Consider the following 18,547-nt stretch of genomic DNA (forward strand, 5'->3'; position numbering starts at 1 on the left):
CCGTAGCGGACGATGGTTCATGCACTTGTTCTGCACAGGTCCGTCTTTACAGACCGCCGACACTCTCAACCAGGCAGGCGCAGGAGATAGGTATCCATAATCCAGCCGTGCCGGTCGCGCGCCTCAGCGCGCAGCGCGGCTATGCGGGCGCCCACCTCACCGACCGTGCCGGACACCAGCAGTTCGTCCTCGGTACCCAGATAGGCGCCCCACCAGATCAGCGTGTCGGGCGGGCACGTCTGAAACGAGCAGTCGGCATCGAGCATCACCACCGCCGAACCCGAGAGGCCCTGGGCCCGCAATTGTCTGCCGGTGGTGATCAGCACCGGTTCGCCCACGTCGTTGAGCGGAATGCGATGCCGCGCCGTCAGTGCCTGCACCGCGGTGATCCCCGGAATGACGTCGTAGCTGAACTCCACCTCGGCGGCCACCGCCGCCAAGATGCGCAGCGTGCTGTCATACAGCGACGGGTCACCCCAGGCCAGAAAGGCACCCACTCCTTCTTCGCCGAGCTCGGAGGAAATGGCCGCCGCCCACACCCGGGCCCGCGCCGCATGCCAGTCGGACACCGCTTGCCGGTATTCGCCGTCGGTGGACCGCTGCGGATCGGGTAACTCGACGAACCGGTACCCCGGCTCCCGGATGAACCGCGCGCAGATGTGCTGGCGCAGCGCTACCAGGTCGCTTTTAGCCGCACCCTTGTCCATCGCGAAGAACACCTGGGTGTCGTTGAGCGCCTCGATCGCCTGGACTGTCACGTAGTCGGGGTCGCCAGCGCCGATGCCGATGACGTGGATGTGCCGGCCCATGCGGCCCAACCTAATTGAGATCGCAAAAGCTCTATGCGGAACCGCGGGTACTGGATACCATGAGTCTTACCCTCGTGTGATCTCCCTAACTGCTGAAGGGACACCAGCGATGACCACTGCGGTGCGACCAAGCGGGCCCAGTCGTGAAGAGTTCTCCGATCGCCTGCTCAAGGGCTCGCTCAAGAAGTCCTATGCGCCCGTGGTCGACATCGACTGGGACGCTCCCCTGGATCCCGACAAGTTCTTCCTGCCGCCCCGGCTGGTGTCCTTGTATGGCACGCCGATGTGGGACGAGATGACTCGTGAGCAGCAGATCGAACTGTCCCGCCAGGAGTTGGTCAACACGCTGTCGGCCGGCATCTGGTTCGAGAACATGCTCAACCAGGCGCTGTTGCGGACCATCCTGCACGAGGACCCGACCAGCCGCTCAACGCATTACAAGCTGACCGAGCTCGGCGACGAGACGCGGCACATGGTCATGTTCGGCAAGGCCATCGAGCGCATCGGCGCCAAGCCGGTCCGCCCCAAGCGATTCCACCGGATGATCATCAATGCGCTCCCGCTGGCGTTTCAGCGCGGCTCGATGCTGTGGGTGGCCGCCCTGATCGGCGAAGAGATCTTCGACTCCCTGCAACGGCAGATGATGGACGATCCTGAGCTGCAGCCAATGATCCAGCGGCTGATGCGGATTCACGTCACGGAGGAAGCCCGCCACATCCAGTTCGCCCGCGACGGTGCCCGCAAACGGGTGGCCGAGATGCCGCGGGTCAATCGGTGGTTCATGGCCAACATCAACGGGCTGGGCGGCTACTTCTTCAACTATCTGTTCAGCAACCCGATCCCCTATGCCCGCGCCGGTCTGGATCCCAAGCGGGCACGGCACATCGCCCGCACCAGCGCGCACCGACGCGACGTGCAGGTGGCCGGCTTCGCCCCGCTGGCGGCGTTTTTGACGGAGGTGGGATTGCTGGGCCCCATTGCGCGCCGCGGCTGGAAGCGCAGCAGGTTTCTATGACGCCACCGCGCGGCCCGGCACAGTCGCGCATCGTCGTCCTCGGCGCTGCCCTGGATGCCGGTGAGGCGCTGCGGACAGCCGGCATCACCGAGTTCGACGTCCTCGGCAAGGACGTCGCCAGTTCGGTTTTCGCCGACGACACCGACACCTGGACCCTCACCACAGCCGACGGAGAAACGGTCGAGGCGCGTGTCGTCATCGCCGCGGCGCCGCTGGTTCCGTGGACGCCGAATATCCCTGGCCGCAATACTTTTGCGGGCCAGACATGCCACGCCGCGTCCTGGAACCCCGACTTCGATCCAGCCGGCAAGCACGTCGCCGTGATCGGCACCGATTCGGCCGCCGGCCACCGCCTTGGCTCGCTGAGCCGGTCGGCCGCGTCGGTCACCGTGTTCGCGCACCCGCCGCGCCGATTCGTCGCCGATATGCCGTCCTGGTCCACCCGCGTCAAGCACCGAATCCTCAGGCGCACCGCGGCGGCCGTACCCCCCGGCGAACAGTCGTTGGTGGGGACGGCGATCGAGGCGCTCACCCCCTCAGGCATCCGCACCCGCGACGGCGTCGAGCACCGCGCCGACGCCATCATCTATGGCACCGGGTATCGCGTGGGCGCCCAGACCGCCCTGGTCGGCGCCCGCGGATTGAGCATCCACCAGGCGTGGCACGACGGGATGGAGCCGTTCTTCGGCGTGGCGGTGCACGGCTTCCCCAACTACTTCTTCGTCACCGGTCCCGACTCCGAGGCGCAGACCCGCTACGTCGTCGAGTGCTTAAAGCTCATGGCGCGCACAACCAGCAGCCGCATCGAAGTGCGCCGCAGCAGCGAACAGGTGTTCAACGAGCGGGCTCAACTCCGGCCCGCCCAGCCCCCAGCGCTCGCGTCCGCGTTCGACCTGTCGTCCAGCGCCCCTGAGTTCGACGACACCTACGAGGGCGCCGCCACCCTCGAATTGGCGGGGGCCCGGCTGCCGGTGAACGTGCGCCTGACTGGCCGCCTGGAGCCGATCGACGGCAATTACCACTGGCAGGGCACGGTTTTCGACCGGTTGCCGGCCGAGTCGCTCAAACAAACACGCGCGGCCACGCTGTCGATCGGCACGCACAGTGCGCCGGCTCGCATCGTGGAAGAAACGCCGTGGGGCACCCATTCGGTCGCCGGAGTCGGAGCGCCGCCGTACGCCCGCTGAACGGCGGCAGCCACTTCGTCCGTTGGCCGACAGTGCTTGGCGCGTCACGCGATGTTGACCGAGCGCTGGAAGTGGGTATCACCCCGAAATGGCTTGCTCGAGGGCAGGCGACAGGAGAGTTGTGTCGTCGCGCCCCGCGCGTGCGCTCGACTAAACAGGGCAATTCCCCCAAGATGGAAATCTCTGCCGCCGAAGGGGGCGGCATCGGTGAAGCAGTGCCGGCAGGAGTCGAGGAGCGGGAGATGCAACTTCCGGACGACACGAGGGAACAAACTTGCCGGCTGAACGCACTCCTGCGGCCGCCCGCGCCACGGCGAAGGCGGCGCCGGTGAGCGCGGTGGCCAAGTCGCAGAGTTCGCTCGCCATCTCCACACGCACCGAGAATTCGGTGGTACTGCTGACGGCCGAGGGTGTGCTGGAACCCAGCAACTCCGCCGAACTGCGCGACGCCATCATGAAGGCGACGGTCGACCTGCCGTCGGCGGTCATCGTCGACGTCAGCTCGCTTCAGGTTCCCGACCAGACGGCGTGGCTGGTGTTGCTGGGCGCCCGCTGGCACGTCGACACCCGCCCCGACGTGCCGATCATGTTGGTCAGCAACAACCGCGTGGCGCGCGAGGCGATCACCGGCAAGGGCGTTGCCCGCTTCATGCCCGTCTACCCGACCGAGAAGGCCGCGGTCAAAGCCGTCGACCGGCTCTCCCGGCGCAAGGTCCGGCACGCCCAGGCCAAGCTGCCGGCCAATCTCACGAGCCTGCGCGAGTCCCGCCAACTGGTTCGCGAGTGGCTGACCAACTGGTCGAAGCCCGGCCTGATCCCCGTCGCGCTGGTGGTGGTCAACGTCTTCATCGAAAACGTGCTCGAGCACACCGGCAGTGAGCCGGTGATGCGGGTCGAATGCGACGGGCCCACCGCCACCATCGCGGTCGCCGACGCCAGCACCGCCCCCGCCGTGCCCTTGGCATCGCCGCCCAAGGGCATCGACGTCTCGGGTCTGGCGATCGTCGACGCGCTGTCCCGCGCCTGGGGTAGCACGCCCACCGCGTCGGGCAAGACGGTCTGGGCCGTCATCGGACCGGAGAACCAGCTGTAGTCTCAAGCGATGCGGTTCAGCTACGCCGAGGCGATGACCGACTTTCGCTACTACATCCCGCTGGCCCAAGCGGCCGAGGCGGCCGGCTATCACGGCATGACGATTCCCGACAGCATTGCCTACCCGTTCGAGTCGGATTCGAAGTATTCGTACACCCCCGACGGCAACCGTGAATTCCTCGACGGCAAGGCGTTCATCGAAACCTTTGTTCTGACAGCCGCTTTGGGCGCGGTGACGACGAAGTTGCGGTTCAACTTCTTCGTCCTCAAGTTACCCATCCGGCCGCCGGCCCTGGTGGCCAAGCAAGTGGGGTCGTTGGCCGCGCTGATCGGCAACCGGGTGGGCTTCGGCGTGGGCACCAGCCCATGGCCGGAGGACTACGAGCTGCTCGGTGTCCCATTCGCCAAGCGCGGCAAGCGGATCGACGAGTGCATCGAGATCATCAAAGGTCTGACCACCGGCGACTACTTCGAATTCCACGGGGAGTTCTACGACATCCCCAAGACGAAGATGACGCCGGCTCCCACCGAGCCGATCCCGGTTCTGATCGGCGGCCATGCCGATGCCGCGCTACGGCGCGCGGCCCGCAATGACGGCTGGATGCACGGCGGCGGGGATCCGCAGGAACTCGACCGGCTCATCGCCCGGCTCAAGCAATTTCGCGAAGAAGAAGGCCGGACCGGGCCCTTCGAGATCCATGTCATCTCGGTGGACGGCTTCACCGTCGACGGCGTCAAACGTCTGGAAGACAAGGGCGTCACCGATGTCATCGTCGGCTTCCGCATCCCTTACATCATGGGCCAGGACACCGAATCGCTGGAGACCAAGATCCGTAACTTGGAGATGTTCGCCGAGAACGTGATCGCGAAAGTGTAAGCGCCGGGCGGCGGATGTGCGCACGCTCGGAGCCGTGGACGCTCACTGGGTCAACGGCCGTCACAGTTGATCCCACACCGGCGGGCGCTTTTCCCGATGGGCCTGGGCGGCCTCGGTCGGGTTGTTGGTGAAGCCGGTGAGGATCTGAGTGCGGTTCTCGATCTCGATCGCATGCCGCAGACTGGGCGCATCCAGAGCCGCGTTGAGGCCAATCTTGGTCTGCCACACGCCAAAGGCGTTGTTATCGGCGATCTCTCGCGCCTTGGCCCGCGCGGCCGCGATCAGGTCATCGGGTGCGACGACTTCGTGCACCAGCTTGATCCGGTACGCCTCGGCGGCGTCGATGATGCGACCGGTCAGCATCAGCTCCCGCGCCACACCGGCGCCGACGATCTTGGGCAGCAGATAACTGGTGCCCATATCCATCGATGAGTAGCCGGCCTTGATGAACACCGAGCCGAACCTGGCGTTGTCCGAACCGATCCGGATGTCGCAGTGCAAAGCGAACGCCAGCCCGCCGCCGACGGCGACGCCGTTGACCGCCGCGATCACCGGGATGGGCAGTTCGTACATCCGGACGTACAGATCGGCCAGTCGCACCTGGGCGTCGTAATTGGTTTTGAACGCGGGCTGTGCGGCTTGGTGTCGACCCACGCCTCGCCGGTACCGCTGAGGTCCGCGCCGGCGCAGAAGCCGCGCCCGGCTCCGGTGAGGATCGCGGCGCGATACACCCCCGCACTCAGCGCGTCCAAGGCGGCGTCCATCCCGCGGATCAACGATCCGTCGATGGCGTTCAACACCCGGGGCCGGTTGAGGGTGACCAAGGCGATGTCGTCGTCGAGAGCTTCCAGTTGCACTGCGTTGTCTTGGGAGGCCATACCGCACCGTAAGTGACTCAGCAGATTTCCAGGGACCCGGCCTACCGTGGACGCATGGCACGCAGTGCAGACGACAGCTGGGACCTGGCGACCAGCGTGGGAGCCACCGCCACCATGGTCGCCGCCGCCCGGGCCGCCGCAACCCGGCGGCCGCACCCGGTGATCACCGATGAGTTCGCCGAGCCACTGGTGCGTGCGGTGGGCCTGGACGTGTTCACCCGCGCGGCCGCCGGTGAAGTGGATCTCGACGAGATCGGCAACGAGGTCGGGTTTCCGCGGATCGTCGACACCTTCGCCGCCCGCGCACTGTTCTTCGACCGCTACTTCGCCGAGGCCGGTGCCGCGGGCGTGCGTCAGGTGGTGATCGTGGCTTCCGGGCTCGATGCCCGCCCCTACCGGCTGCCCTGGCCGGCGGGCACGGTCGTCTACGAAATCGACCAGCCCGAGGTGATCGCATTCAAGGCGGCGACGGTCGCCGAGCTCGGTGCCGTCGCCCCCACGCAGCATCGCACCGTGGGTATCGACCTGCGCGAGGATTGGCCCGCCGCGCTGCGGGCGGCCGGCTTCGACGCCACCCAGCCGACCGCGTGGCTGGCTGAAGGGGTACTCATCGGCTTCCTGCCGCCGGCGGCCGAAGTTCGGCTGTTGGACAACGTCGTTGAGCTCAGTGCCGCCGGCAGCCGGTTCGCCGCCGACTACGGAACGCTCAACGACAACTCCCCCGAGTCGCAAGAACTGTCGCGGCGGATGACCCGCGGCTGGCAGGCTCAGGGACTCGACATGGACATCGCCGGCTTGACCTACCCCGGCGAGCACACCGATGTCGCCGCGCGCCTGGCCGCACACGGTTGGCAGGCTTCGACGTTTGAGCACGCCGAGCTGATCACCACTGCCGGACTACCCGAAGTGGTCGGCGCCGACCAGCAGGGCCCGGCCCCCCGGCTGAAGTTCGTCAAAGCCGTTCGAGCCTAGATCACAACCGTCACAGCGGTCCCTGACCCGGGCTGTGTTCGAGGTGCCCGCCTCACAGCGACAACCGCGTTGTCGCTCGGAGCCGGGCACAAAGAGCACCACCGGCAGCGGCGACCCGTGGGGCCGATGTGACGAAAGGCGTTCAGGAGCTGCGGGCCAGCCACTCGGCTTGCATCACCAGCAAGCCGTACAACTCCGGCTGCGGTGTGTCCGGATCGAGTTCGCGGTACCGCTGGTGCACGTTGACGACGACGCGTTCGGCGTCCAACCAGGACGCGTACTCGCCGAGGTCGATGGTGTCCACCGCCTCGGCGAACGACAGTCCCTTCTGGTATGCGGCGTCTGCTTGCTCGCAGATATGCACGAAATAGCCACGCACAGCGCGGATTCCGTCCGGGTCGGTGACCGGACCGTGGCCGGGAACCACGATGGGCGCAGCCAACGCGATCATCGCGTCGCACGCCGCAATCCAATTCGCGATCGGCCCGGCCCACACGATCGGCGTGCAGCCGGCGAACAACAGATCCCGGGCGAACAGCACACCGGCATCGGGGACGTGCACGACCGAATCGGCGGCGGTGTGCGCCGGACCGAGGTTATACAAGTCGACCCGCCGTCCGCCGACCTCGAGGTTAAGTTCGCGGTCGAACGTCCGATCGGCGTTGCGTACGGTGATGCCGTCGAAATTGAAGTGGCCGAAACGTTCTCGCACATATCGAGTCGCCAGCGGGCCAAGGTCGGCGGTCTGAAGCCGGGTGAGCGCCGCCACGCCGTGTCCGTGCTCGATCTCGTGCGCGGTGCCTTCGGCGGCGATTATCCGCACCGAGGAGTCCAGCAATTGATTGCCGTGCGTGTGGTCGCCGTTGGAGTGGGTGATCAGCGCGTCGGTGATGGGCGCCGCAGCGGTGATCGGCCGCATCGCATCCAGCATTTCGCGGGTCAACGCCAAGTCGAACAGCGTGTCCACCAACAGCGAAGCCCCGTCCCCGGCGATCAGGCCGGCGTTGCTCCAGCCGTATCCGCCATCGGGCAGGGTCCACGCCCACACCCGGTCAGCGACTTGGTGCAGTCCCCGGGTGTACGGGACTCGGGCCGGCGCGGGATTGGATGGCCGTTGAGCGGGCGGGGCGTCCGGGTTCGGCCGCGGTGCCAACGGGATCGGCGGACTGGTCGCCCGGACGGTCTGCCGCGTCTGGCCCAAGCCGTCCACGTGCAGCGTCACAACGTCGCCGTCGGTCAGCCAACCCGGGAAGGATTCCGGCTTCGTCAAGTGCTCGACGAGGGTGCAGGTAGGCACCGTCCCCGAACCGAACACGTCACCCGGTTGCAGCATCACTCCCCGCGAGGCGTAGGAGATGACTTCGCCGAACGACCAATCCATCGTCGCGGTCGAGCCCGATCCGATCACGGTGTCGTTGACCAGCGCGGTCACGTGCAGGCTCAGCTTGTCGTCGCGGCGGTACGGTTCCAACTCATCTGCGGTGACCAGGTACGGCCCCAGGGTGACACCGCTGTCCTTGCCCTTGGCCTGCCCGATCCGCAGCTGACCCTCTAGCGCCTGCAGATCGCGTGCCGACCAGTCGTTGAAGATGGTGTAGCCGATGATCGACTGTTCGGCTTGTTCGACCGAAAGGTCCTTACCGCCGGTCCCGATCACCGCCGCGATCTCCAATTCGAAGTCCTGCCAGACGCTTCCGGGAGCCATGGGCGCATCGTCATACGGGCCGAGAACCGTGGCGGGACAAGCGAAGTAGAACGCGGGAATGCGGTACCACGCGTCGGCAAGTACCCGGCCACCGCCCATGGCTTCCTGGCAATTGCGCATGTGGTCCAAGAAGGACAGGGCGTCGCGGATGGACGGCGGGCGAGGGATGGGCGCCGCCAGTGAAACATCATCGACGCCGACCACCTCTGCAGGTAAACGCAACGCTTCGTCACCGGCCGCCTGCAAGCCTTGGGCGCCGCGCGAGATCAGGTCGAGCAGCGTCAGTTCCGGTGGCAGTCCGAAGATTTCGCTTCCGACGAGCACACCGGCCCGCAGACCGTCCGTGCCGCGGTAGGTCACCCACTTCATTCCCGCACCACCTCACTGGGGTCCTTGTCCGGCCGCAGCCCCCGCCAACTCGGCTGCCGCAGCCGGTCATCGGGTGTCCACTCGCTGTAGCGCACCTCCCCCACCAGAACCGGCTCGACGAAGGTGACGCCCTTGGCGTCGCGGGTGGGAAGCCTGGTGCGGAACGGAGATTGGTTGGTTTGCAACGGAGCGAGTGTTTTCTTGAGCTCGGCCAGGTCCCGTTCGCTGAAGCCGGTGCCTACGCGACCGGCGAATCGCATGCCGTCCGGACCTGGTATCCCGAGCACCAGCGACCCTATCCCGCTGGTTCGGCCGCCTTCACCGGCTCGCCAGCCGCAGATGACGACTTCTTGGGTGTTCCAATGCTTGTCCTTGATCCACGACGCCGAGCGCCGGCCGGGCTGATAGCTGGAGTCACGCTTCTTGGCCACGACGCCTTCCCATCCTTGCCGGCCCGAATACTCCAGCGCTTGGGCGCCGTCGCCGGGCAGCAGGTCGGGCACAATGAGGTCGACACCACTGGCCAGGGTCTCGAGCAATCGCCGCCGGTCCTGATACTTCGCCCGTAACAGCGAGCGACCGTCCAGATACAGCACGTCGAATGCCCAGAATTCGATGCGCGTGGCGCGAACCCGGTTCTGCATTTGGTGAAAGTTCGGCACGCCGGATTCGTCGAGTGCGACGACCTCACCGTCGAGCACCACATGGTGATCGGCGAGATCGGCTGCCAAAGCCCTTAATTGGGGATACTCGGAGGTGACGTCACGGCCGCTGCGAGAGCGCAGCCGGAGGCTGCCGTGATCGGCGTCCACCAGAAGCCGGTACCCGTCCCACTTGCCTTCGAAGGCCCATTGACCCGACTTGAGCCCGGCCACCGAACCGTGGGAGGCGAACATCGGTGCCAGCGAGTCGAATTCGAAGACCTTCTGGTCTTTCATGCGGTGGGCCAGCCACTGATTGCCCTTGGTTTGAATCAGCGCGTAGCGCCCCGAGATGCGATTGCCGTGCAGCGTCACGATGACCTCGTCGTCGAGGAACTTCTCCGCCTCGTACGTGCCGGCGTCCCAGATGATCACCTTGCCCGCGCCGTATTCTCCCTTGGGGATGTTGCCTTCGAACGAGGCGTATTCCAGGGGATGGTCCTCGGTGTGCACCGCAAGGTGGTTGACCGAGGTGCTCTCCGGCAGGTTCTTCGGCACCGCCCAGGAGACCAGCACCCCGTCGCGCTCCAGCCGGAAGTCGTAATGCAGCCGCCGGGCATGGTGTTCCTGTATGACGAAGGTGTTGTTCTGTCCGACAGCGGGTTTCGTGCCTGGTACCGGTTCGGGCGTCTTGGACGCATCGCGCATGCTGCGGTAGGTGGTCAGCCGGTCGGGCACGGGCGCATCGACGTCCAGCGCAGCCAGCAGGTCACCGTCGCGGGCCACCCGTTCCAGCACCTCGTCGTAGCGCAGGTGGCGCAGCTCAGGGTCTTCCAGTTCTTCCCAGGTGCGCGGCGCCGCCACCGTCGGATGCTCCCGCCCCCGCAGCGAGTAGGGTGCGATCGTGGTCTTGGCGCCGTTGTTCTGGCTCCAGTCGAGGAAGATCTTGCCCGCCCGCAGGCTCTTTGTCATGGTCGACGTGACCAGTTTGGGCATCGCCTTTTCCAGTTGCTGCGCAACGCGTTTGGCCAACACCGTGGCACCGGCACTGCTCACCGGCTCCTCCAGGGGAGTGTAGAGATGCAACCCCTTGCTACCGCTGGTCAGCGGATAGGTGGTCAAGCCGATGTCGGTGATCAGGTCTCGGACCGCGTGTGCCACCTGGCACAGCTGCGCCATCGTCACGCCTTCGCCGGGATCCAAGTCGAACACCAAACGCGTTGCGGGACCGGGCTTGAGCTCCTCGGCGCCCTTGCGCGTCCACTCAGCGACGAATCGCCACTGCGGCACGTGCACCTCGAGTGCGGCCTGCTGCGCGATCCATGCGAGGCCCGCTTCACTGTCGATGATCGGGTAGGTCGTGGTGCCGGATTTGTGCGTGACGCTGGCGCGCGGCAGCCAATCCGGCGCCGAGGACGCCAGTTGCTTCTCGAAGAACGACAGTCCATCGACGCCGTTGGGCCAACGCTTGCGGGTTGCCGCCCGCCCCGCGATGTGGGGCACCATCACCTCGGCGATGCTGGTGTAGTAGTCGAAGATGTCTTGCTTCGTCGTGCCGGTGGCCGGATACAGCACCTTATCGGCGTTGGTGAGCTTCACCCGCTGCTGCGCCGCCGAGGCCATATTGTCAACGTAACCTGTCTTGATGGCGCGTGGGCTGGTGGTCGGTGAAGCCCTGATCGACATCGTCGAAGGGCCAACGACCGCCGAGCACATCGGCGGCAGCCCGCTCAATGTCGCCGTCGGGTTGAGCCGGCTGGGCCGCGATGTCGACTTCTTGACCCGCATCGGCGCCGACGCCCATGGCCGGCGCATCCGCGACTTCGTCGAAGCGTCGGGCGCGCGGCTCATAGCCGGATCTGACGTGCCCGCCCGCACCGCGACCGCGGTGGCGACCATCGATGCGAACGGCAAGGCCAGCTACGCGTTCGACGTGGACTGGCAGCTGTCGGGCATCCCGCCGGTGCCGCCGCCGATTCTCGCGCACACCGGATCAATCGCGGCCGTGCTCGAGCCCGGGTGTCTGGCGGTCGCCGCCCTGCTCGACGCCTACCGGGTATCGGCCACGATCACCTTCGACCCCAATGTGCGTCCCGACGTGATCGTCGACCCCGACCTGGCCCGAGAACGCATCGATCACCTCGTCGAGCGCAGCGACATCGTCAAAGCCAGCGACGAGGACCTGCGCTGGCTCAACCCCGAGCGCGACGCGGAGCACACCGCCCGCACCTGGCTGGCCTCCGGGCCGGCAATCGTGGTGCTGACGTTGGGTGAACGCGGCTCGGTGGCCTTCTGCGCCGCCGGCGAAGTCCGCGTGCCGGCCAGGCCGGTATCGGTGGTGGACACCGTCGGCGCCGGAGACGCTTTCCTGGTCGGTTTGCTCGACGCACTCTGGGCTCAGGGCGTGCTGGGCGGCGACCGCCGCGCCCGGTTGCGCCGTATCGGCCTCGACGCGCTGAGAGCCGCGCTGGACACCGCGACGCTGGCCGCGGCGCTCACCGTGCAGCGCGCCGGCGCCGACTTGCCCGACCGGGCGGCGCTGGACGCGGCCCGGTCCCGCTGAGGATCGCCGAACCGGCTGCGGCCGTGCGGCCGCAGCGATTACCGGGCCGGCCATGCGGGTATCCGTGACGCACGTCGAAGGAGGATGTGCCATGGCTGGTGCGGACAAGGCGAGGAACAAGTTTCAGAAGGTCGGCGGCATGGCCAAGGAGGCCATGGGCCGCGCCACCCGAAATCGCCGTCTGGAAATGGAAGGCCGAAACGACCAGCGGCGAGCCGATTTCAAGGACGCCGGCGAAAAGCTCAAGGACGCGTTCCGGCCGAGGACTTCGCGGCGCCGCACGGTCCGGTGAGCTTGGGCGCCGCGCTCGCCGCGCGGCGCTAGACGGTATGGAGGCTGACTCGAGGCCGAAGGCCTCGGGCTGCAATCGGACGTGGGTTGCCGGTGTCGGGTGAACACTCGCACGGGTAGAGCCACAGTTGCAGATCAGGAGGCCTCCGGTGAGTTTCAACGGTACGAGTGTCGGGTTGGACGTGCACGCGCTTTCGGTGGTTGCTCATGCCGTCGATGAACAGACGGGTCGAGTCGAACGGGCGCGGTTGTGTCCTGATCACGGTGAGATCTTGGATTGGTTGCACCGGTTGCGAGGCCCGGTGCGAGTGGCCTATGAGGCCGGGCCAACGGGGTTTGGTCTGGCACGAGCTCTAGCGGATGCCCAGATCGACTGCGTGGTCGCCGCGCCATCGAAGCTGATCCGCCCGGCCGGGGATCGGGTCAAGACCGATGCTCGTGATGCTGCGCATCTGACCAGGTTGCTGCGGTTGGATGAGATCACTGCGGTTACGGTGCCCGACGTTGAGGTCGAGGCGGTGCGAGATTTGGTTCGTGCTCGCGAGGACGCCCGTGCGGATCTGATGCGTGTTCGGCACCGGTTGTCGAAGCTGTTGCTGCGCCAAGGCCGGGTCTACTCAGGTGGTCAGGCCTGGACCGGAGTGCACGAAACGTGGCTTAGGCGCCAACGATTCGACGATGTCCACACCGCGGCGGCGTTTGATCATCACTTTGACGCGGTGCTCACCGCTACCGCGGCCAGGAACCGTCTCGACGAGCAGATCGTCATGGTCGCGGCCTCACCGCGCTGGGCCGATCCGGTCAACCGGCTGGGCTGCCTACGCGGGATCTCGGCGTTGACTGGTCTGGCCTTAGCCGTAGAAATCGGGGACTGGACCCGATTCACCGGTGCCTCGATCGGCGCCTACGTCGGTCTGGTGCCCACCGAGTACTCCTCGGGGACTTCACGGGTCCAGGGTTCGATCACCAAGGCTGGCAACGCCCACGTCCGCAGACTGCTGATCGAATCGGCCTGGCACCACCGCGCCGGCTACCGCACCCCCGGTCCGACGATGCGGGCCCGATGGGCCAAGGTCGACCCAGCGCTCAAGGACCGCGGGCACGCCGGAAACCGCCGTTTACATCAGCAGTGGTGCCGGTTCAATGAGCGCAAGAAGCCCCACGTCGTGGCCAACGTCGCGGTCGCTCGTCAACTGGCCGGTTGGTGTTGGTCGCTGGCCACGCTGACATAAGCGCAGCCGCCCGAAGCTTGATCGGAGTCAGCCGGTCGGCGGTGAGGTAGGCGAACTGGACCTGCGTTACAGCTATGAGCAACAACAGCATTCGACCAATGCTGATGTGACGCCCGCCCCTAGAAAGCAGCCACCGTTCGCGCCGAACCATCGTCTTGCGGTACCCAACCCGCGTATATCAGTCTGACACCACCGTCGTTGACCAACGACCGCCGCGACGCCCGACTGACCCCGATCAAACGAAAGCCGCCCCGGCCCATACCGGGGCGGCTTTCACCTGCCTATTGACAAACAGTGCCTACATATCAGCTGTTAACCCACCGACGGTGTGGGCATACTGACTGCATGCGCTCCATCTGGAAGGGTTCGATCGCCTTCGGGCTCGTCAATGTGCCGGTCAAGGTCTACAGCGCGACCCAAGACCATGACATCAAGTTCCACCAGGTGCATGCCAAGGACAACGGGCGCATCCGGTACCAACGCATTTGCGAGGTCGACGGCGAAGTCGTGGAATTTCGTGACATCGCGCGGGCCTACGAATCCGACGACGGCCAATCGGTGATCATCACCGACGAGGACATCGCCACCCTGCCCGAAGAGCGCAGCCGCGAGATCGAAGTTCTCGAGTTCGTCCCTGCCAGCGATGTCGACCCGATGATGTTCGACCGCAGTTACTTCTTGGAGCCCGATTCCAAATCCTCCAAATCCTATGTGCTGCTGGCGAAGACGCTCGCCGAGACCGACCGGATGGCGATCGTGCACTTCACGCTGCGCAACAAGACCCGGCTGGCGGCGTTGCGCGTCAAGGACTTCGGCAAGCGCGACGTGATGGTGGTGCACACACTGCTCTGGCCCGACGAGATCCGTGACCCCGATTTCCCGGTGCTGGACAAAGAAGTCGACATCAAGCCCGCCGAACTCAAGATGGCCGGTCAGGTCGTGGAATCGATGGCCGAGGACTTCAACCCCGACCGCTACCACGACACCTACCAGGAACAGCTGCAGGAACTGGTAGAGGCCAAACTGCAAGGCGGCGAAGCGTTTACGGTCGAAGATCAACCGAAGGAGCTGGACGAGACCGAAGACGTGTCGGACCTGCTGGCCAAGTTGGAGGCCAGCGTCAAAGCGCGCTCAGGAGACGGTCAGGAACCGGCCAAGAAGGCCGCGGCGAAGAAGGCACCGGCCAAGAAGGCAGCAGCGAAAACAGGGGCCAAAAAGGCGACGAAGAAAGCAACCGCCAAGAAGGCACCGGCCAAGCAGACGGCGAAAGCGGCGTCAAAGTAAATCGACGGGCGTAAGCTCGTCGTGCTGCCGACCCTGAGTCTTCACCAGGAGGTTCCGTGAAGTTCACTGGATCAAATGTCGCGTTGAGCCTGTTATTCGTGTGCGCAATGGTGTTGACGGCCTGCGGAGGCAATTCCAATACGACGGCATCGTCGACCTCCAGTAGCCCGGTGGTCCCGGTGAACTGCGGGGGTAAGAAGAAGATTCTGGCCGCAGGCTCGACGGCTCAGAAGAACGCGATGGAACAGTTCGTCTACGCCTACATCCATGCTTGCCCAGGCCACACTCTGGACTACAACGCCAACGGTTCGGGCGCGGGCATGAAGTCGTTCCTGGGCAATCAGACCGACCTCGCGGGTTCGGACTCGCCGATGGACGCAGCAAAAGGTGAGCCGGAGCGGGCGCAGGAGCGCTGCGGGTCACCGGCGTGGGACATCCCCGTCGTCTTCGGCCCGATCGCAGTCACCTACAACATCAACGGGGTGACCTCGCTCAGCCTGGATGGTCCCACGGCCGCGAAGATCTTCAACGGCGCCATCACCAAATGGGACGATCCGGCCATCAAGGCGCTCAACTCGGGCACCAACCTGCCGCCCACCCCGATTCACGTCGTGTTCCGCGGTGATCAGTCCGGCACCACGGACAACTTCCAGAAGTACCTGGAATCGGCGTCCAACGGTGCGTGGGGCAAAGGCGTGGGCCAAACGTTCAACGGTGGCGTCGGCGAGGGCGCCACCGGCAACGACGGCACCTCCCAAGCCATGAAGCGAACCGACGGATCGATTACCTACAACGAATGGTCCTTTGCCGTCGGTCACCAATTGAACATGGCACAAATAATTACCTCGGCGGGTCCGCAGCCGGTCTCCATTACCGCCGAATCGGTAGGCAAGACGATCGCCGGGGCGGCGTTCAAGGGCGACGGCAATGACCTGGTGGTGGACACATCGACGTTCTATCGACCGACCCAAGCTGGCGCTTACCCGATCGTGTTGGTGACCTACGAGATCGTTTGCTCGAAGTATCCGGATTCCCCCACCGGGCAAGCGGTAAAGGCATTCATGCAAGCCACAATTGGTGACGGCCAAATTGGTTTGGACGAGTACGGCTACATTCCGCTGCCCAGTTCGTTCCGTGGCAAATTGCTGCCGGTGGTGAACGCCATCGCGTGATTGGCGGTGAGCCTCGCCGTGGCCTGAACGCGACACTTGCCCCACCGGTCCCCACAGATCGATGTCTTACGCCGAATCGCAAAGGCGCTCAGCGCTTTTGGCGTCTGCCGCACTGTGGTACACCGCCCGTCGTTACCTAGTCGTGATTAGAAGTTCACTGTGAGTCGGCCGATTTTGTTGTGTGCCTGCTCTCCAAGGATTTACCGTGTGTTAACCACCAGTTCCGACGGGGCGGCACTGATGGCGAGAGATATGGAAGACCAAGGCTGATTCGCCCCGCGGCATCGGGTGGTCAGCGAAGGGAGCGTCGGCGGTGACCAACACCGGGACGAATTCGCGGGTGGGGTCGCGCTTCGGGCCTTACGAGCTGGTGCGACTGATCGGCCGAGGCGGCATGGGCGAGGTGTACGAGGCTGAGGACACCCGCAAGCACCGTGTGGTGGCGTTGAAGCTCATCTCCTCGCAGTTCTCCGACAACCCGGTCTTCCGCGCGCGCATGCAACGCGAGGCAGACACCGCCGGACGGCTGACCGAACCGCACATCGTCCCGATCCATGACTACGGCGACATCGACGGCCAGTTCTTCGTCGAGATGCGACTGATCGACGGCGTCTCGTTGCGGTCCATGCTGACCCAGTACGGTCCGCTCACCCCGGCTCGCGCGGTGGCCGTCGTGCGGCAGATCGCCGCGGCGTTGGACGCCGCGCACGCCAGCGGCGTCACCCACCGCGACGTCAAGCCGGAAAACATCTTGATCGCAGCCGGCGACTTCGCCTACTTGGTGGACTTCGGCATCGCCCGCGCCGCCCACGATCCGGAGCTGACCCAGAGCGGGATGGCCGTCGGCACCTACAACTACATGGCCCCGGAACGGTTCACCAACGACGAGGTGACCTACCGCGCCGATATCTACGCGTTGGCCTGCGTGTTGGGCGAATGCTTGACCGGGTCGCCGCCTTATCGGGCCGACAGCGTGGAACGGTTGATCGCCTCGCACCTGATGGAGCCGCCGCCGCGCCCGAGTGTGCTTCGGCCCGGGCGGGTCCCGGAAGCCTTGGATCGAGTGATCGCCAAGGGCATGGCCAAGAACCCGCAGGAGCGTTACATGACCGCCGGCGACCTGGCGATGGCCGCCCATGAAGCGCTCACCACCCCCGAACAGCGCCAGGAAGCCACCATCCTTCGCCAAGGTGACAACGCGACCCTGATCGCGCCCATCCCGGAGCAGAACTTCGGCGTCGGCTCCGGCAGCTACGGAATCCGCAACACAGGAGCCTCGGGTTCGCATCCGCAGACCGAGCGGGCTATGGCTCCGCCGCCGCAGTACCGGACCGGTGACGAGACCATGGCCCAGCCGGTGCCGCCCAACAACGGCGGCTGGGCCAACACGTCCAACCCGTCCGACCAGTGGACCCAGGCCGCGCCCGTCGCGAATGCGGGCGGCTGGGTCAGCCAACCGGGAGTGGCGACCGGAATCGCACCCGTAGGACCGCGCCCGGGTGGATCGCCCCCCTTCGCCCAGCCTGCGCAGCAACGCCCGCCTGCTCCGCCGCCCAAGAAGCGCAAGAAGCGCAAGAAGCTGATCATCGGTGCCATCGCGGCGGTGGTGGTGCTCGTCGCCGCGATCGGCATCACCGCGCTGCTGCTCAACAAGTCCTCCGGTGATGACGGCCCGAAGGCCGACCCCTCCGGACAGACCGTGTTGCCCTTCACCGGCCTGAACTTCCGCCTCTCCCCCGGCGGGGTCGCGGTGGACAACAACGGCACCGTCTACGTCACCAACCAGGGCATGTACGGCAAGGTCGTCGCGCTGGCAACAGGACACAGCCCGACGGTCAAGCCGTTCAACGGACTCTACGAACCGCAGGGCATAGCGGTGGACAGCTCCGGCAAGCTCTACGTCTCCGACTTCAACAACCGCGTGGTCGCGTTGGGGGCGGGGTCCAACAACCAGGTCGAGCTGCCGTTCAACGGGCTCAACTACCCCGAGGGTGTGGCCGTGGACGCTCAGGGCGATGTGTTCGTCGCCGACCGGGGCAACAACAGGGTGCTCGAGGTGGCATCGGGCGCCGACGCCCAGACCGTCCTGCCGTTCAACGGCCTGAAGAATCCCGACGGGGTGGCGGTGGACAGCAACGGCAACATCTACGTCACCGACACCGACAACAACCGGGTGCTGATGCTCGACGCCGGGACCAGCAACCAGACCGTGCTGCCGTTCACCGGTCTCACCGCGCCGTGGGGTATCGCCGTGGACGGCGCGGGCAATGTCTACGTCACCGAACACGACAACAACGTGGTCGTGAAGTTGCCGGCCGGAGCGACGGCCTCGGTCGAGCTGCCGTTCAACGGCCTGAACACACCGTTGTCCGTGGCGGTCGACAAGAACAGCAATGTCTACGTCGCCGACCGCGGTAACGGCCGGGTGCTCAAGATCCCGCAGGGCAAGTAATCCCAGCG

Annotated in this window: 14 protein-coding genes and 1 pseudogene; 11 read left to right on the forward strand and 4 right to left on the reverse strand. The window is 65.8% G+C overall.

What is annotated here, in order from left to right; translation table 11 throughout:
- Positions 1-65: 65 nt before the first annotated feature.
- On the reverse strand, positions 66-809 hold the full coding sequence (cobF, locus tag I2456_RS21740; protein ID WP_068157089.1) for a precorrin-6A synthase (deacetylating): 744 nt from the start codon (positions 807-809) through the stop codon (positions 66-68).
- 109 nt (positions 810-918) lie between these two features.
- Here cobF and I2456_RS21745 point away from each other — a divergent pair, with 109 nt between their 5' ends.
- From I2456_RS21745 to I2456_RS21760, 4 genes are all read left to right on the forward strand, one after another.
- A complete protein-coding gene (locus I2456_RS21745) occupies positions 919-1,824 on the forward strand; it encodes an AurF N-oxygenase family protein (protein ID WP_068157093.1) in 906 nt (301 codons plus the stop codon).
- Positions 1,821-3,011 (forward strand): DUF4873 domain-containing protein, encoded by a 1,191-nt coding sequence (locus I2456_RS21750; protein ID WP_085073040.1) that lies wholly within the window; start codon positions 1,821-1,823, stop codon positions 3,009-3,011. The genes I2456_RS21745 and I2456_RS21750 overlap by 4 nt, the downstream gene beginning before the upstream one ends.
- Before the next feature lie 328 nt (positions 3,012-3,339).
- Positions 3,340-4,104 carry an STAS domain-containing protein gene (locus tag I2456_RS21755; RefSeq protein WP_085073039.1) on the forward strand — a complete coding sequence of 255 codons (765 nt, stop codon included), beginning with the start codon at positions 3,340-3,342 and terminating at the stop codon, positions 4,102-4,104.
- Positions 4,105-4,113: 9 nt separating this feature from the next.
- Positions 4,114-4,980 (forward strand): LLM class flavin-dependent oxidoreductase, encoded by an 867-nt coding sequence (locus I2456_RS21760; protein ID WP_085073038.1) that lies wholly within the window; start codon positions 4,114-4,116, stop codon positions 4,978-4,980.
- 60 nt (positions 4,981-5,040) lie between these two features.
- Here I2456_RS21760 and I2456_RS21765 read toward each other — a convergent pair.
- A pseudogene (locus I2456_RS21765) lies at positions 5,041-5,858 on the reverse strand (enoyl-CoA hydratase/isomerase family protein).
- 54 nt (positions 5,859-5,912) lie between these two features.
- On the opposite strand from I2456_RS21765, the gene I2456_RS21770 reads away from it, so the two are divergent.
- Positions 5,913-6,830: an SAM-dependent methyltransferase gene (locus tag I2456_RS21770; protein WP_085073065.1), complete on the forward strand. Its 918-nt coding sequence runs from the start codon at positions 5,913-5,915 to the stop codon at positions 6,828-6,830.
- Positions 6,831-6,972: 142 nt separating this feature from the next.
- Here I2456_RS21770 and I2456_RS21775 read toward each other — a convergent pair whose 3' ends face one another.
- Entirely contained in the window at positions 6,973-8,904 is a 1,932-nt protein-coding gene (locus I2456_RS21775; protein ID WP_085073037.1) for a fumarylacetoacetate hydrolase family protein, read from the reverse strand.
- Positions 8,901-11,168 (reverse strand): ATP-dependent DNA ligase, encoded by a 2,268-nt coding sequence (locus I2456_RS21780; protein ID WP_085073036.1) that lies wholly within the window; start codon positions 11,166-11,168, stop codon positions 8,901-8,903. The genes I2456_RS21775 and I2456_RS21780 overlap by 4 nt, the downstream gene beginning before the upstream one ends.
- A 22-nt stretch (positions 11,169-11,190) precedes the next feature.
- Between I2456_RS21780 and I2456_RS21785 the strand changes: the two genes are divergently transcribed.
- The 6 genes from I2456_RS21785 (at position 11,191) to I2456_RS21810 (ending at position 18,539) form a co-directional block, all read left to right on the forward strand.
- Positions 11,191-12,108 carry a carbohydrate kinase family protein gene (locus tag I2456_RS21785; protein ID WP_085073035.1) on the forward strand — a complete coding sequence of 306 codons (918 nt, stop codon included), beginning with the start codon at positions 11,191-11,193 and terminating at the stop codon, positions 12,106-12,108.
- Between the two features lie 91 nt (positions 12,109-12,199).
- Positions 12,200-12,400, forward strand: coding sequence for a CsbD family protein (locus I2456_RS21790; protein WP_085073034.1), 201 nt, complete (start codon positions 12,200-12,202; stop codon positions 12,398-12,400).
- Between the two features lie 148 nt (positions 12,401-12,548).
- Entirely contained in the window at positions 12,549-13,631 is a 1,083-nt protein-coding gene (locus I2456_RS21795; protein ID WP_170291478.1) for an IS110 family RNA-guided transposase, read from the forward strand.
- 345 nt (positions 13,632-13,976) lie between these two features.
- Positions 13,977-14,915, forward strand: coding sequence for a non-homologous end joining protein Ku (gene ku, locus I2456_RS21800; RefSeq protein WP_085072490.1), 939 nt, complete (start codon positions 13,977-13,979; stop codon positions 14,913-14,915).
- Between the two features lie 56 nt (positions 14,916-14,971).
- The gene (gene pstS / locus I2456_RS21805; protein ID WP_085072489.1) at positions 14,972-16,087 is read left to right on the forward strand and encodes a phosphate ABC transporter substrate-binding protein PstS; all 1,116 of its coding nucleotides are present in this window, start codon (positions 14,972-14,974) and stop codon (positions 16,085-16,087) included.
- Positions 16,088-16,400: 313 nt separating this feature from the next.
- On the forward strand, positions 16,401-18,539 hold the full coding sequence (locus I2456_RS21810) for a serine/threonine-protein kinase PknD (RefSeq protein WP_085072488.1): 2,139 nt from the start codon (positions 16,401-16,403) through the stop codon (positions 18,537-18,539).
- Positions 18,540-18,547: the final 8 nt, after the last annotated feature.

Origin of the sequence: Mycobacterium kubicae (assembly GCF_015689175.1) — a bacterium.
Taxonomy (GTDB): Bacteria; Actinomycetota; Actinomycetes; order Mycobacteriales; family Mycobacteriaceae; genus Mycobacterium; species Mycobacterium kubicae.

What these genes read in the sequence shown, in the direction of transcription:
- cobF (WP_068157089.1), bottom strand. Translation starts at nt 809, where the DNA reads ATGGGCCGGCACATCCACGTCATCGGCATCGGCGCTGGCGACCCCGAC.
- I2456_RS21745 (WP_068157093.1), top strand. Translation starts at nt 919, where the DNA reads ATGACCACTGCGGTGCGACCAAGCGGGCCCAGTCGTGAAGAGTTCTCC.
- I2456_RS21750 (WP_085073040.1), top strand. Translation starts at nt 1,821, where the DNA reads ATGACGCCACCGCGCGGCCCGGCACAGTCGCGCATCGTCGTCCTCGGC.
- I2456_RS21760 (WP_085073038.1), top strand. Translation starts at nt 4,114, where the DNA reads ATGCGGTTCAGCTACGCCGAGGCGATGACCGACTTTCGCTACTACATC.
- I2456_RS21770 (WP_085073065.1), top strand. Translation starts at nt 5,913, where the DNA reads ATGGCACGCAGTGCAGACGACAGCTGGGACCTGGCGACCAGCGTGGGA.
- I2456_RS21775 (WP_085073037.1), bottom strand. Translation starts at nt 8,904, where the DNA reads ATGAAGTGGGTGACCTACCGCGGCACGGACGGTCTGCGGGCCGGTGTG.
- I2456_RS21780 (WP_085073036.1), bottom strand. Translation starts at nt 11,168, where the DNA reads ATGGCCTCGGCGGCGCAGCAGCGGGTGAAGCTCACCAACGCCGATAAG.
- I2456_RS21785 (WP_085073035.1), top strand. Translation starts at nt 11,191, where the DNA reads ATGGCGCGTGGGCTGGTGGTCGGTGAAGCCCTGATCGACATCGTCGAA.
- I2456_RS21790 (WP_085073034.1), top strand. Translation starts at nt 12,200, where the DNA reads ATGGCTGGTGCGGACAAGGCGAGGAACAAGTTTCAGAAGGTCGGCGGC.
- ku (WP_085072490.1), top strand. Translation starts at nt 13,977, where the DNA reads ATGCGCTCCATCTGGAAGGGTTCGATCGCCTTCGGGCTCGTCAATGTG.